The organism is Chryseobacterium jejuense, from assembly GCF_017877355.1.
GTDB classification, from domain to species: domain Bacteria; phylum Bacteroidota; class Bacteroidia; order Flavobacteriales; family Weeksellaceae; genus Chryseobacterium; species Chryseobacterium jejuense_A.
Genome location: NZ_JAGIPR010000003.1, coordinates 451,376 through 465,911, shown reverse-complemented (window position 1 = coordinate 465,911; position 14,536 = coordinate 451,376). Strand labels below are relative to the sequence as shown.

The 14,536-nt window shown below is 33.9% G+C and carries 11 protein-coding genes; 2 read left to right on the top strand and 9 right to left on the bottom strand.

All coding sequences use genetic code 11. From position 1 onward, the window contains the following. Window positions 1-45: 45 nt before the first annotated feature. Together lpdA and J2772_RS09175 are read right to left on the bottom strand one after the other, a co-directional pair. Complete coding sequence (lpdA, locus tag J2772_RS09180; protein WP_209915883.1) at window positions 46-1,434, bottom strand: dihydrolipoyl dehydrogenase; 1,389 nt, start codon at window positions 1,432-1,434, stop codon at window positions 46-48. A gap of 227 nt (window positions 1,435-1,661) precedes the next feature. Continuing rightward, the gene (locus J2772_RS09175; RefSeq protein WP_245365189.1) at window positions 1,662-1,925 is read right to left on the bottom strand and encodes a hypothetical protein; all 264 of its coding nucleotides are present in this window, start codon (window positions 1,923-1,925) and stop codon (window positions 1,662-1,664) included. Between the two features lie 396 nt (window positions 1,926-2,321). Here J2772_RS09175 and J2772_RS09170 point away from each other — a divergent pair, with 396 nt between their 5' ends. Beyond that, window positions 2,322-3,212, top strand: coding sequence for a hypothetical protein (locus J2772_RS09170; RefSeq protein ID WP_209915882.1), 891 nt, complete (start codon window positions 2,322-2,324; stop codon window positions 3,210-3,212). A 236-nt stretch (window positions 3,213-3,448) separates the two neighbouring features. After that, window positions 3,449-3,784, top strand: a complete 336-nt coding sequence (locus tag J2772_RS09165; protein ID WP_245365188.1) for a hypothetical protein — start codon at window positions 3,449-3,451, stop codon at window positions 3,782-3,784. Window positions 3,785-3,826: 42 nt separating this feature from the next. Here J2772_RS09165 and J2772_RS09160 read toward each other — a convergent pair whose 3' ends face one another. The 7 genes from J2772_RS09160 to J2772_RS09130 all read right to left on the bottom strand — a co-directional run bounded on the left by J2772_RS09160 (window position 3,827) and on the right by J2772_RS09130 (window position 14,535). Continuing rightward, window positions 3,827-4,726: a TIGR01777 family oxidoreductase gene (locus J2772_RS09160; protein ID WP_209915879.1), complete on the bottom strand. Its 900-nt coding sequence runs from the start codon at window positions 4,724-4,726 to the stop codon at window positions 3,827-3,829. Between the two features lie 71 nt (window positions 4,727-4,797). Continuing rightward, on the bottom strand, window positions 4,798-5,502 hold the full coding sequence (locus J2772_RS09155) for a YqjF family protein (protein ID WP_209915877.1): 705 nt from the start codon (window positions 5,500-5,502) through the stop codon (window positions 4,798-4,800). Window positions 5,503-5,599: 97 nt separating this feature from the next. Next, the gene (locus J2772_RS09150; RefSeq protein ID WP_209915875.1) at window positions 5,600-6,067 is read right to left on the bottom strand and encodes an SRPBCC family protein; all 468 of its coding nucleotides are present in this window, start codon (window positions 6,065-6,067) and stop codon (window positions 5,600-5,602) included. A gap of 27 nt (window positions 6,068-6,094) precedes the next feature. After that, window positions 6,095-6,907 (bottom strand): DCC1-like thiol-disulfide oxidoreductase family protein, encoded by an 813-nt coding sequence (locus tag J2772_RS09145; RefSeq protein WP_209915873.1) that lies wholly within the window; start codon window positions 6,905-6,907, stop codon window positions 6,095-6,097. Window positions 6,908-7,088: 181 nt separating this feature from the next. Continuing rightward, window positions 7,089-7,592: a GbsR/MarR family transcriptional regulator gene (locus J2772_RS09140; protein WP_209915871.1), complete on the bottom strand. Its 504-nt coding sequence runs from the start codon at window positions 7,590-7,592 to the stop codon at window positions 7,089-7,091. Window positions 7,593-7,914: 322 nt separating this feature from the next. Beyond that, window positions 7,915-9,837, bottom strand: a complete 1,923-nt coding sequence (locus tag J2772_RS09135; RefSeq protein ID WP_209915869.1) for a vWA domain-containing protein — start codon at window positions 9,835-9,837, stop codon at window positions 7,915-7,917. 189 nt (window positions 9,838-10,026) lie between these two features. Then, window positions 10,027-14,535, bottom strand: a complete 4,509-nt coding sequence (locus J2772_RS09130; protein WP_209915867.1) for a TonB-dependent receptor plug domain-containing protein — start codon at window positions 14,533-14,535, stop codon at window positions 10,027-10,029. Window position 14,536 lies beyond the last annotated feature (1 nt).

The window sequence follows — 14,536 nt, the reverse complement described above, 5'->3', positions numbered from 1 at the left end:
CAGATTTCCCTGAGCTTTTTGTTATCTATATTTCTGTATTTCAGATTAAATGTGAATCACCTCACCATAAGCAGCAGCAGCAGCTTCCATGATCGCTTCAGATACTGTTGGGTGCGGGTGGATAGATTTGATAATCTCGTGACCAGTCGTTTCTAATTTTCTAGCAACTACTGCTTCAGCTACCATATCAGTTACTCCTTCACCAATCATATGACATCCTAACCATTCACCATATTTAGCATCAAAGATTACTTTGATAAATCCGTCTGTATTTCCGTTTGCAGTAGCTTTACCACTTGCAGAAAGAGGGAATTTACCTACTTTAATTTCGTATCCTTTTTCTTTAGCCTGCTTTTCAGTAAGACCTACAGAAGCTACTTCAGGGTGACAGTAAGTACATCCAGGGATATTGCCATAGTCGATTTTCTCAACGTGCATTCCTTTGATTTTCTCAACGCAAGTGATTCCTTCTGCAGAAGCAACGTGAGCTAATGCCTGAGTTGGGATGATATCACCAATGGCATAGTAACCAGGTGCTGAAGTTTCATACCATTCGTTGACTAAAACTCTACCTTTATCTGTCTGGATTCCTACTTCTTCTAAACCGATGTTTTCGATGTTAGCAGCAATACCTACAGCAGATAATAGAACATCAGCCTCAAGCGTAATGTTTCCGTTAGCAGTTTTAACGTTCGCCTTTACTCCTTCTCCCGTTGTATCTACGCTTTCTACAGAAGCGTTTGTCATGATCTCGATTCCTGATTTTTTCAGAGATTTCTCTAAGTGTTTAGAGATTTCCTCATCTTCCACAGGAACAATGTTTGGCATAAATTCAACAACAGTTACTTTAGTTCCCATTGTATTATAGAAATCAGCAAATTCTACTCCAATAGCTCCAGAACCTACAACTATCATAGATTTTGGCTGCTCAGGAAGAGATAATGCCTGTCTGTATCCGATTACTTTTTTACCATCTTGCGGTAAGTTTGGTAATTCTCTTGAACGAGCTCCTGTAGCGATGATAATGTGGTTAGCAGTATATTCAGCTACTTTACCGTCTTTATCTGTTACAGAAACTTTTTTACCTTTCTGTACTTTTGCAGTACCAAGAATTACGTCAATCTTGTTCTTTTTCATCAAGAACTCGATTCCTTTGCTCATTTTGCTGGCAACACCACGGCTTCTCTGAATTACATTCGGGAATTCGAAGCTTGCTTCTACTTTATTTAATCCGTAATCTTCAGCATGGTTGATATAATGAAAAACCTGAGCAGATTTCAATAAAGCTTTGGTTGGAATACATCCCCAGTTAAGGCAAATTCCTCCTAAGTTTTCTTTCTCGATAATTGCGGTTTTGAAACCCAATTGTGCTGCTCTGATCGCAGTAACATATCCACCAGGACCACTTCCAATGACAATAATATCGTAATTCATTACTTTAAAAATTTTTATGCGAATTTAAGGAAAAATATTGGATGTTTCACGTTTCTTCAAATTGATCTTAAAATCCATCAATAAGCCATTTTCATTTAATTTTAAATAAAAAAAGAGAGCACAAAAAGCGTTCTCTTTCAACAAAAATTATCTTAAACTGTAAACTTCGTAAAATTCCCCTTATAGAATTCTACTCATCAAATTTTAATAAGTGCAAGAAATCTGTATTATTTCATTTGTTTAAGCAATCGTTTTTCAGTCTGATATCTTTTATTTAAAGCCTTCATCTGATCTCTTTTCATCTTTTTGGTAGCCAATGGATGATTGAGGATCAGTTTCTTTTCTGTATTGTATTTTTTATCTAATTCCTGCGCCTTAAGATTGACTAATTCATTTTTTGACGGATGAGGTGGAACAGGCGGATGTTTTTGTGCAAAAACATTCATGGATAAGCCTAATAATAACAGGGTTGAAATCAATACTTTTTTCATGATGTTTATATTTTTGAATAAATTCAACACCTTATTAAATTCATTCAGGTTTCTATTGTAAACCTGCATATATCGTACCAATATTTTATTGTAAAATACAGCATATCTATCCATTAACAATAACCAATTATTTAAAACAATTCTAAATAAAATAAATTTATTTTATTATTTATTTAAAACAAAGAAATACAAGACAATTATCACGGAATACAGCATTTCTGTAATACAAAATATAATAAACTAAATAACTGCATATTACATGAATTTAAATTAATCATTTAAAGATTTAAAATATCCCCAAAAAGGGATTTACGCTAAAAACAATTAAAAATCGTTAACAAAAAAAAACATACAATATTTTTTTTCTATATTTTTGCAAAAAACATTTAAAAAAATATGAGAAAATATATTTCAATTTTTTTGTTTGGAGCTGCTGCATTAAATGCACAAGTTGGTATTAATACCGCTACTCCCAATAGTACATTAGCCGTCAACGGATCTTTAAGGGCTGGTTATAAAGAAGTAACAACCACTATTTATCCTATTGTAGCTAACGATCACTACATTACTTACAATGGAACTGCTAATGCAACCTTTACTCTTCCTGTTATCGGAATAGGAACTACAAGTTATACGGGAAGGATTTATAAGATTAAAAATATCTCTTCTTCTACGATTACACTTCAGGCTTCAAGCGGTAATACCCTGCGAATTGACAATACTCCTGTAGCATCTTTTGTAATTCCTGTAGGAGCATACGCAGAAGTAGTAAACAATAGTAATACTACAGGCGGTACATGGGACTTATCTTTTACAGTACTTCCTAAGCCTAGTAATGTGGAGATTTATGGGGCGCAACTTACAATACCTCCTCATAGTGGCTCAAGTGCCCCCATTGCAGACTGGACAAACCATGCCAATGTGTCTTTTGATACAGGAGCAGGTACTGATGCCTGGTGGATCATCAGTAAATCCTCAGTAACTTCTGCATTCGGTACAACTGGTCCTAGTGTCGGTTATACAAACAGTAGTAGAATGACTCTTGTCTATGAATATCAAGGGGCACCATTTAATGTAAACAATATGTATCCTATCCTTACAGCAGGAAATAATTCAAGTTATCCTGATGTATTTACTGCTTCTTTTGTAAGTCTTGCCAATGTAAGTGGAAAAACCAGATTAACGGTATCCGTTGCCCGTGTAGATTTCATGGGAACGAATGCAGGCAATAGCAGTAACTGGGCCGGAACATTCCTATTGAACGTATTATTGGCAAGAAAATATTAAAATACACTAAAAAAATCGTAAAATCTGCGGTTTGTCATCCGGAAATATTACTCCTTCAATTATGATATTGAAGGAGTTTTTATATAACAAATTTTAATAAAAAACAAGCATCAGTACTGCTTCTATTAAACTTTTTACATCAACTTTTAGAGAGAATATATCTCAATATCCTGGATTCTGATTGTAAAGTATTATTCATGCCTTTATTTATCATTTAATCACAATCCAAAACATCAATGAAAAAAAATACCCTAACCAGAGATAACCTCTGGATGAAGGAGCCTGAAGATTATGATTTTCCCACTGCCCAAGATTATCTGGAACTACTTTTCACTCCTGAAGAAGCCCAGAAACTTGTTGAAAAACTAAAAGAAGCTCCCACTATCACCAAAAAATCTAAAGACATTCTTCGCGCCAGCAAATTTGCTTTGCTTCCAGACACCAATATTCATGTTAAGGAAAGTCTGAAAAAGATAGAAAAGAATAATAAACTTTCTCTCATTCTATTGGTAAGAGGACAACATGAGCTTATCATCGTTTATGCTGCAGTTATTATCTTACGGAAGATTTAGAAGTTCCATTCAGGCTGGTTTAGTATATCATTCTCATTAAAATTAAGTCTTCGATAAATTGAGTATTGCTTCATCAAAGGTTGGATAAGAAAAATGGAACCCGCTTTTCATGAGTTTTTCAGGGTAAACGTTGCGGCTCTTCAACAATAACTCGGTTTCTGTGTCCAGAAATATAGAGGCAATTTCCAGCTGCCATACCGGTGCATCAAGCCCAAACGGAGCTTTGAGTTGTTTTCTTAGTTTTTTCATCATGCCTTCATTGGATAATGGAACTGGAGCGGTTATATTAATAACACCTTCCATACTCTTATTTTGAATAATCCAGTCTACAGCATTGCAGAAATCATCAATATGAATCCAGCTTACCATTTGGCTTCCTCTTCCCTGTTTTCCTCCCAATCCTAATTTTGTAATCATTTTCAGTTTTGGAAATGCTCCCCCGTTGTTCCCAATTACAATAGAGGTACGAAGGGCTACTTTTCTAATTCCTTCATTGTGGATTTTAAAAAATTCTGCTTCCCAGCTTTTACAGATATTCATTGAAAAATCATCACCGATTACTCCGTTTTCTTCTGTATTCAAATGTTTTTCTGAATGTACATAAATAGTGGCGGAACTGGCATTCAACCAAATTTTTGGTGGAATAGAACAAGTATTAACCGCTTCCTGTAATATTTTTGTGCTGTTCATTCTTGATCCATAGATTTCTGCTTTATTTTTTTCATTGTAACGACAATCGACTGATTTTCCTGTAAGATTGATCAGAACATCTGACTGCTCGAGTACTTTCTTCCATTCTCCTATTGTTTTAGCGTCCCAATAGATTTCATTTTTACGTTGAGGCTTACGGGTCAGTATATACACTTGATCTCCTTTTTCTGTAAAGTATTTTTCTAAATTTTGCCCCAGAAATCCGGTTCCGGCAGCGATGATTATTTTCATTTTTGTGAAGTTTATAAGTTTGAGGGTTTTTGAGTATTAGAGTTTAAAGTGAATGGAAAATATTTTTTATTTTAAATAAGGTATTTTTTTGTTTTCACTTCTATTTCTGAGCCTTCTGCCAGCATTACTGAAATCGGTTCCTGATTATTAAGACATTCAAAATCTTTTCCATAGGCCTTTTGAAAATCGATTTCCAATTGATATTCTTTTACCTGATAACAATCCCATTTGGGGTGACAGACTTCATATTCTGAGGTTTTATCATCTTTTTTCGTGAAACCATAATAATGTTCTGTAATAAATTCAAATTCTGAATCTTTTTCCATCGGTTGTGTCTTATTTTCAGCAGTGATCTGAATAGAATGCCAGCTTTTATCTTTCCATGAATATCGGATTAACAGTTCATCTTCGTGATGATGAATCAGGTTTTTCATCGGCATGGTATGGTAGTTTTCTTTATAAACGGAATTAGCAACAAAACTTAAAGCGGGTTTTGGAACAATTTCTTTGATAAAAACCACTCCTCTTTTCCATACTCCGTTTTCATTTTTCTTTACATAAAATCTAAGGTTTACTTCTTCAAAAGTACGATGAAAAGGAATCGGTAAACCTAATAATTTTGTATTTAAAAACATAAAACCTACTACACTAACATAACATTTACCTTTATAAAAATCGAGTTCTGTGCCTTCGGGTAGGTATTTTAATAATAGATCAGGATTGATTTCGTAATTGATGATGGCTAATTTTCTCCATTCTGCTTTTAAAAAATTCATGATCGTGGGGTTGTTTTTTTGGTTTTATGATTTGACGGTTTGATAGTTTGATAGAATTTTATTCTATCCTTGGTTAAATCGCCACTTCGTGGCTGGTTTATTGATCGTTATTGGATGCTGATTCTGCAATAGTTTTGATGAGTTTGTTTCTTTCCAATAGGAAATTTTTGAGATAGTTTTTCAGGAATATTTTGTTAAACATTTTCCCTATTATTCCTAATGGAGATTCGAAATCAAAAATATCTGTCATCAATGTTTTATCATTTATCGTTTTAAAAATATGCTGGTGATGCAATGATTTGAAAGCGCCTCTCTGCATTTCGTCTGTAAACTGATTAGGCTTTTCCATACTGATAATTTTTGTGGTAAGGGTTTGATATACGCCCAAATGTTTTGCTCTCCAGGTTACGGTTTCATTTTCTTCAATCAGGCCGGATGTACGTCCTGCGATTGCTTTTTCATGAGTTTTCGAGGTTGATTGTTGGTGTAAATCTATATTTCTTGCCAAATCAAAAACAGTTTGAATATCAGCGTTAATCAGGATTTCTAAATAAATTCGGGACATGTCAAAAGGGTTTTTATTTTATAATATTTAAAGGGTAGTCAAAATAATGATGGCCAAAGCTGTTAGTCTGAACAATATCCATGAAATGGTAGGAAGCACATTCAGTTTTAAGATTTTACATCTTCTTAGATGTTCCAAGAACATGATGAATACTACAATTCCGAAATAGATGAGATAGAAAACCGGAGCAAAATTGGTCAACATAGCAGGAATTAAAAGTAATGTCCCTAGTAATGAAACAGTCATCATATTTCCGAGGTAATCCCAGATCTTATCTTTTAAATAAGCTTTTAAAAACAGGTTTTGCCAAAGGATTTGTCCTAAACAAACGGCTAATTCTCTTAAAAAATTCGGAGTTAAACTGCCCCCAAGTCTTCCTGAATATAAACTTAAAATGTAAGCTGAAAACAATGCCACAAAAGTTATATAAGCTACTCTGTATTTCAGGTTAAAATCCGGCACACAAGATTGTTCTGTATTGTCTTTTTTGGATGGGATAATCTGTTTCCGGTTATAGGAAACAAAGGAATATAACTTTTTAAAGAGCCAATACAATGGCTGTATTCTGGCTATTTTTTCTAATAATGGGAATGAGCTTCCGATAATTAATAACAAGCTATCTAAGCCATAAGTCACTTTATTATTTTCATGATCTACCAAGGCAATTTCATTTTTTGCACGATTAAAATCTATCAGGTTTTTATTGCTGACCGATATTTCTGTAAAGGCTTCTCTACCGCCTGTATCAAGCATTCCGCATGTTGTAAAACCTTTAGAATAGATATTACACATTGGGCATTCATTATCGTAGATTAAGGTGTGGTTTTTAAGCGTTTTCATCACTGATTATTTTAAAGGTTAAGAAAATCTCCCCGGGTTCGTTTGTGTTTTGATCGGAAGGTAATGTACATCCAGATTTTAAAGATCATTGTTTTCATTCCTGAATATTTTAAAAATATTATATTTTCAGTAATTTTTGAAAGATTAATTGAAATAAAAAAGGATTTGCATCCCTTCTATTCTATTTTAATAGGTTGGTAATCTTTCCTACTAGCCAGTGATCGTCACTTTTTATCGCCAGATCCATAATATTGTTGATTTTGCCAGTTACAGAGCTGAAATCATCCATTAGTTTGATGAATTCTTTGGCTTCCTCTGAATCGTTATCTTCAATATTTCTTAATTCTTCCAGGAAAGAAATTACCGGCTCAATTTCTCTTTTTCTACGTTCTTTGGTAATTTGCTTGAAAAGATACCATACATCTTTTTCTGCTACGAAGTATTCTTTTCTGTCACCTTTTATAAATTCTTTTCTGACAATTCCCCAATCAATCAGAGCACGAAGGTTCATATTGGCATTTCCTCTTGAAACTTCCAGCTGCTCCATCACCTCATCTGTAGACAATGGTTTACCGCTCGCCAAAAGCAATGCATGTACCTGTGCCATTGTACGGTTGATTCCCCAGTTGGTGGCAAAAGTTCCCCAGGTCTGAATGTATTTTTCTTTGGCTTCTGAAAGTTGCATGTTGTATAGCTTTAAATTTCTGATACAAATGTAATTATATTTTTCGAATTTTCAATAATTTTTGAAAATTAAATTTTAAAAACGGTCTTTCTCCTCATTTAATAATCTCTATATAACTATAAAACCACAAAAGTTAAGATTGAAGGCCTAAGATCACTTTAGAAAGTTTAAATTAATCCTGCTGAAAAGTTCCTTAAAGAGCAAACTCTAAGATTTTCGGACTATGACTAAAAATTAAACCCGTTTCATGGTTCATGAAACGGGTTTAACGATGTATGTAAAGATTGCTAAATAGTTTTAAGGATATAAAACAGTAAAAATATTATGGATTTGTTGCTTTATAGCTTTCTACCAGTCTTATAAATTCTGCTCTATAACCTTCTGTATCTGTACTTCTACCCTCCTTTGCCAGATCTTCTATTTTTTTCAGATCATTATTTTTAATGAGCTTGGAGTCTCTTAAAACTAGTCCAAACCATGCTACAGAGGAAGCAAACTTAAAATCCTGACTCACTTTAGATGCAGTTAAAGATTCATTTTTAATTACTTGGGTTATCTCCTGACTTTTATCTTCATTCGGTTTTTTATAACGGAATTTAACTGTTGCCAATTCATTCCCAAAGTTTTTTGCACTGGAAGAAGATGAATATTTCAGCTTTGTATCTTTAGGAAGAAACTTAGACTGTACACCAGCCGGAATAATTTCATATAAAGCAGTAACGGTATGCCCGCTTCCCAATTCTCCAGCATCTATTTTATCATTTACAAAATCTTCATTCCTCAGCTTTCTGTTTTCATAACCTATCAAACGGTAAGATTGTACAAATTCAGGATTAAATTCAATCTGGATTTTTACATCTTTCGCAATGGTATATATACTTCCTGCAAACTCTCTTCCCAAAAATTTATTAGCTTCCTGTATATTATCGATATAAGCATAGTTTCCATTGCCCTTATCTGCTAGCGTTTCCATTTTATTATCTTTATAATTTCCCATTCCATATCCTAAGCAGGTAAGAAAAATTCCTGTTTTTCTTTTTTCCTCAATTAATGTTTCAAGTCCTCCTGTAGAAGATATTCCTACGTTGAAATCACCATCTGTTGCCAGTACTACTCTGTTATTTCCTCCTTTTATAAAATTTTCCTGAGCAACTTTATAGGCTAATTCAATACCTTGTCCACCAGCAGTGCTTCCACCTGCCTGAAGTTTTTCTAATGCTTCAATGATTTTCGCTTTTTCATCTGCAGAAGTAGATGGCAATACAACTCCAGCACTTCCTGCATATACTACAATTCCTACTTTATCTTTAGGACGCAATTGATCTAATAAAATTTTAAGGGAAGATTTTAATAATGGTAATTTATTGGAAGCATCCATTGATCCTGAAACATCAATCAGAAAAACAATATTGGAAGCAGGCAGATTATCCATCGGAATATTTTTTCCTTGTAATCCGATTTTAAGCAACTTATGACCATTGTTCCATGGAGCTTCTCCATATTCAGTATTAATTGAAAACGGCTGACTCTTTTCCGGCTGTGGATAATCATATTTAAAATAATTAAGCATTTCTTCTACCCTTACAGCATCTTTATCTACCTTATTTCCATAATTAATCATTCTTCTGACATTGGCATAAGAAGCATTATCTACATCTATAGAAAAAGTTGATAATGGTTGTTTTTTTGTTAGCTCAAAAGGGTTTTCAACTAATGCTGCATATTCTTCATCATCATAATCAATAGTCTTCTGAACTTTTTTTGTGGCTTTTTTAGTCTCCTTTTTTGTTCCAACCTGAGTATTATAGATTTTTCCGGGAGCAATATATGGTCTGCTATTTGCTGAGGACACTACTTCTATTGCGGTCATTGCCTTGGGTTTTGGACACCCATTATATTCTGGCATTCCTGGAAAGGTAGGACAGGCATCATCTTTATCCAATACCCCATCGCCATCGGTATCCGGCCATGGACACCCCTTATTCTCAGGTGGTCCAGCTACGGTTGGACATGCATCATCTTTATCAATCACTCCGTCTCCATCCGTCTCCGGCCATGGGCAACCATTATTCTCTACTGGTCCGGCCACCTCAGGGCATTGGTCATCTTTGTTAGGAATACCATCCTGATCTTTATCTTTTCTAATGCTGTATGGTGTGCTTTCTTTTGACGAATCTGAAACATTTTGAGTTTTACAGCCTACTAATAAAGCTAGCCCCAATATGATTATAATCTTTTTTTTCATGTGTAATAAATTTCTGAGGGGAAATTATTAAAATTTATTCAAATGGAATTGACAAAATAAATAAGCCTATTTTATCAATTTTCAATCTGTAAAAAAAGGAAACTAAATCATATGTTCACGTATATTCAGCAATATAAAACCCGTTCTATACTAAATGAAACGGGTTTTATAAACTATATCAAGGGTATACTACGGTTTAATTTTAGTATTTATCCCTTCATTCCAATATTTTGATTCCGGCATATAATAAAGATAAACATTACTTGATTTTCCTGTATAGGTTCCTGCAAATTCTACCTTCAGGTCAAGATTAATGGTTTTTGTTTCTTCAGCATCAAAATGCTCCCAATACAATACCACATAATTGTCGAAAATCTCATAATAGGAAACTTGCTTTTTATCTGTTAAATCTTTTAGTAAAGCAGTTTGCAGGGTTAGCCCTGCGGGAATACCAATTTTAGCAACCGTCATGGGTAATTGATTATTTACCTTGTTTTTTATGGTTACTATCATTCTGTTGGTTTCCCCTACTCTGGAATTTTCGGATGTCAATTTTGTTTCCATTATTAAAGGAATATCAGAACTTTCTGGAGCCTTCAGCGTATAATACTGATATTCTAATTTATAAAGAAGCCCTGTTTGTGAAGGATAATTTATATTAATTATATTACTACCCGTTTTATAAGCTGATGAAATGCTTAAACCAGATGATACTAAAGCATTGTTTACTTTAATAATAGGTCTATCATTCTTATACAGCTTTTCATTTTTTATAAAGAACTGTGATAATGCCTGTACAGCCAAAACGGTTGCCTGGGTTGATCCAAATCCATAACTCCCATTGAAACTTAAAAGTTGATCTGCTACTTTTGCAATGGTTTGCTGATTGAGTTTTTCATCTTTCTGAAGCGCCATCATATAGAATGACAGTGTTTCTGCATTGGCAGAAGTTCCTCCAGAGCCAGTAAAGGTAGTTTCAGTTTTAAATTTCTGATCTTCAAACTGTTTATTTAAAGCCAACATAACGTTATCATATTCCTGATGTTTTCCAAGATTAGCAGATGCATTGGCTAATAAAACCAGTTGATATGAATCTTTTTTCAACAAAGCTCTTTTCAACATTATCTGGTAGGAATCTTCAATTTCAGTTTTAAAGCCTATCTGAGACAATGCATAGAGAATATACATATTTCTTGACCAATAGTATTCTGAATATGCTTCTGTTTTCGATTCATAATATTTTCGTACTTCAAAAAGTCCATTCCCGGATTTCTTTGATAAAATAAATGAAGAAAGCTCTTGAATAATCTTTGGATCAATGATTATATATTTTTTGAGATCTGTAAACTCCAGTAAAGCAAATGCAGAAAGAGATACATCTGATTCTGCTGTATTAAAATATCCAACACCTCCATCTTTATTTTTATAGCTTATCATTTTCTGGAAGCCTTTTTTCAGATTTCTTATCACAAGGCTTTCTGTGAAACGATCAATTTTATTGCTGAATTTTAAATAATCCAGAATAAAGATATTAGGATATACTGTTGAAGATAACTGTTCAAAACATCCATGAGGTTCTCTCTTCAGTCTTTCAAGATCATCAAACATTTTCAAGGCTGCATTTTCAAATACATAATATGATGAATACAGACTGCCATTGATATATTCAGGAATAGTAACCTCAATTTCCTCAGTCTTGTTATCTATTACCGAAAACTGATGTAAAAAGCCTTTCTCTTCTACCTTAAACGGAAGAATCACAGTTTCCCTGAAATCTCCTGACCTTATGATGAACTGAATATTTGAATTCACCACCTCATCGGTCTGTATTTTAACGAATAATCTTCCGGATTCCAGAGGTTTTAGAGTAATCAAGCTGTCTGATGATATCAGTTTTACATGATTGGGAACAATAACATCCATTACCATTTTTCTGATCTCCCTCGAGTTGTTTTTAATCACTATAGGAATAAGCATTTCATCTGTTCTTGTCAGATACTGCGGAATCTTAGCATCAATAGAAATAAGACTTTGTGCTGCATAAGTGGTTTCATCGCGCCCTATAATCCCTGATGCAGAAATTCCTTCTGTCATTGCTCTGAAAGTGGAATTGGCATCTGAATTATAAAACTCAACTTTTGCCTTTCCGTTTTTATCAGTTTCCACTACAGGATTCCAATAAATAGCTTCCCTGTAGTCAAATCTATAGGAAGTATTAATTGTTTTATACTCGGGATAGGCAAATTCTTTATTGACTGAATATTTGATAAGTTCTTCTTTAGGAATTGATATTACGGCAAAATAAGATTGCGGGGTAATATTCAGCTTATTCTGAGCAGTAGTATTGGCAAAAGAATTAATAATAACCACTCCATTGGCAGCTCTGCTGCCGTAGATAGCTGTTGCTGCTGCATCCTTTAGTACTGTAACACTATTAATATCATTTGGATTGATTGCAGTATTAAAATTTTCTACCGGAACTCCATCTACCACAAACAGTGGACTTTTATTTGATATGGATGAAGTACCTCTAACCACAATATTTCCTTTTTGTTGTTCTCCTGCCGGAGTTACAGTTATTCCCGCCACTTTTCCCTGTAGTAAAGATCCATAATTGGAAACTTTAATTTCAGAGTTGCCTGTAATGTTTACTGAAGAAGTGCTTGTCTTTTTATTTATTGAAGTCCCATATCCTACCAGAACAACTTCTTCAATATTTTTATCATTACTTTTATAAGAAATAGAATCTTTTTTAAACGGGTTGGGTTGGGTTACGATTTGTTTTGGCTTTTCTTTGATTTCAGCTTCTTTTATAATCTCTTCTACGTCTATATGATTTAGTTTTTGCTTAGCAAGTGGATTAATCTCTAATTTATATGACAAAATCCTGATGTTTACTTTATGCTTAGGCTGAAGGGACTTGGCTATTAATTTATAAGAATCAATCCCTTCCATACCTGAAAAATAAAATCGACCGTTTTCTGTTGTCCCTTGTTTAAGAATCTGACCTCCATACGACTCTACAAGAAAAACGTTGGCTTTTACGGGATTCTTATTTTCATCTTCTACCACTCCATATACAGTGCCTTTTTTTTCTGGAAGATATTTGTATTTCCCGGTTTTAATAATCTCCGGAATAGGTTCAAAATACCTGTATCCATTGGTTAGCATGACAAGATCCAGGCTCTTATCTGCTTTTTCTTCTTTTTTATCAAAATAAAACTGAGGCTTTTCAATCTTTCCTTTCAATTCGGAATCCATCAAGAGCCATGAACTGATATGATTCTGTTTATCATCAGCATAAGTCCAGAGTTTATCATCCACTACGCTTAGGGCAAGATTTGCAGGAATAGGTTTATTGTTGCTGTCGGTAGTCTCAATATTCAGTACTACTTTTTCCCTTGGCTGGTAATATTCTTTTACTGGCTTTACTTTTATATTCAGCTGCTGATCTTTATTGGTAAAGACAATACGCTCTGCAAGGGGAACATTATTTTCCAATACTGTAAACCGGCAAATTCCAACCGGTAAATCTTTTTCCGGTAACTCAAATGAATTGATCCCGTTTTTTAAAGAAAACTCTCTGCTGTATATTTCTTTTTCACGGAAAAACCCTTTTAAAACAATATTTTTCTCCCAAGTAGCCACCGTTTTGAATGAAAGTACTCCGTTTTCTTTTTTGACATTCAGAGTCAAGCCATCATTTTTAGGTACTGGAAGGTGGTAAACCTGTGTTATATTTTCAGGTCTTACTACTTTTGCATAATACCTTTCTCCTGCTTTGGGTATAAAGAAGAAGCTTCCCATTCCAAAATTATAGGTGGAAACTTCCGATATTTTTTCATGGTTCTGATTGTAAATATCCAGAACAGCATCTACAGGTTTTTCATATTCATCCAGAACTTTAAAAGCGATATTCTGTTCTATTCCATTGATAAAAGTTCCTCCTTCCGGTAAAAATTTCACGTCCATATTGTTCAGTACAATAGGAATATTTCTTGAAATAGATTCTGTAAATCCATCAAAATTAACTTTAATATTCAAAAGGGCATCTGAGGACTTCAAAATTTGAGGAAGTTTAAACTGTAAGATTTTTTTTCCTTCTTTGTCGGTAATAAATTTGCCTTCAGTAACGCTTTCTCCATTATGGGTTACCATATAATCAGCTTCATAAAAAGGAATGGGTAAATTAGCCAAACTTCGCATTGAAAAGTCTGCAGTTACTTCATCGCCAGAACCATATCCTTTTTTAGGAAAATCCAGCTTCATTAAAATTCTGGGAGATACTATTTTCTGTAGGGTAATTTCTTTTTCAAAAGCATTTTTCCCTTCCTCATTCTGCATCCAGTTGGTATAGGCTCTGATCTTGTAAATGCCTCCCTTCATATCCTCAGCAAAAGAAAAATGACCATTGGCATATCCATTGTTAATTTTGTATTTGGATTTTGTCAAAATACTTCCTGCAGGATCTATAATTTCAAAATTGACCACTCTACTTTCTCCTGTTGGAAGGTTATTTTGTCCTTGTACTACGTATATTTTAAAATACATTTCCTCTCCAGGTTTATAGAAAACATGATTGGTCTGGATGTATGTTTTTTCTTTTTCAAAATCCTGAAATGAGTTCTGAGCCTTCAGACATACAAATGAAAATAATAGGCTCAGCAAAATGATATATGATGTAAATTTGAAATTCATG

Excerpts from the sequence above, each read along its gene's own strand:
- J2772_RS09165 (WP_245365188.1), top strand. The coding sequence starts at position 3,449 with ATGAAAAAAAATACCCTAACCAGAGATAACCTCTGGATGAAGGAGCCT.
- lpdA (WP_209915883.1), bottom strand. The coding sequence starts at position 1,434 with ATGAATTACGATATTATTGTCATTGGAAGTGGTCCTGGTGGATATGTT.
- J2772_RS09135 (WP_209915869.1), bottom strand. The coding sequence starts at position 9,837 with ATGAAAAAAAAGATTATAATCATATTGGGGCTAGCTTTATTAGTAGGC.
- J2772_RS09145 (WP_209915873.1), bottom strand. The coding sequence starts at position 6,907 with ATGAAAACGCTTAAAAACCACACCTTAATCTACGATAATGAATGCCCA.
- J2772_RS09175 (WP_245365189.1), bottom strand. The coding sequence starts at position 1,925 with ATGAAAAAAGTATTGATTTCAACCCTGTTATTATTAGGCTTATCCATG.
- J2772_RS09130 (WP_209915867.1), bottom strand. The coding sequence starts at position 14,535 with ATGAATTTCAAATTTACATCATATATCATTTTGCTGAGCCTATTATTT.
- J2772_RS09140 (WP_209915871.1), bottom strand. The coding sequence starts at position 7,592 with ATGCAACTTTCAGAAGCCAAAGAAAAATACATTCAGACCTGGGGAACT.
- J2772_RS09150 (WP_209915875.1), bottom strand. The coding sequence starts at position 6,067 with ATGTCCCGAATTTATTTAGAAATCCTGATTAACGCTGATATTCAAACT.
- J2772_RS09160 (WP_209915879.1), bottom strand. The coding sequence starts at position 4,726 with ATGAAAATAATCATCGCTGCCGGAACCGGATTTCTGGGGCAAAATTTA.
- J2772_RS09170 (WP_209915882.1), top strand. The coding sequence starts at position 2,322 with ATGAGAAAATATATTTCAATTTTTTTGTTTGGAGCTGCTGCATTAAAT.
- J2772_RS09155 (WP_209915877.1), bottom strand. The coding sequence starts at position 5,502 with ATGAATTTTTTAAAAGCAGAATGGAGAAAATTAGCCATCATCAATTAC.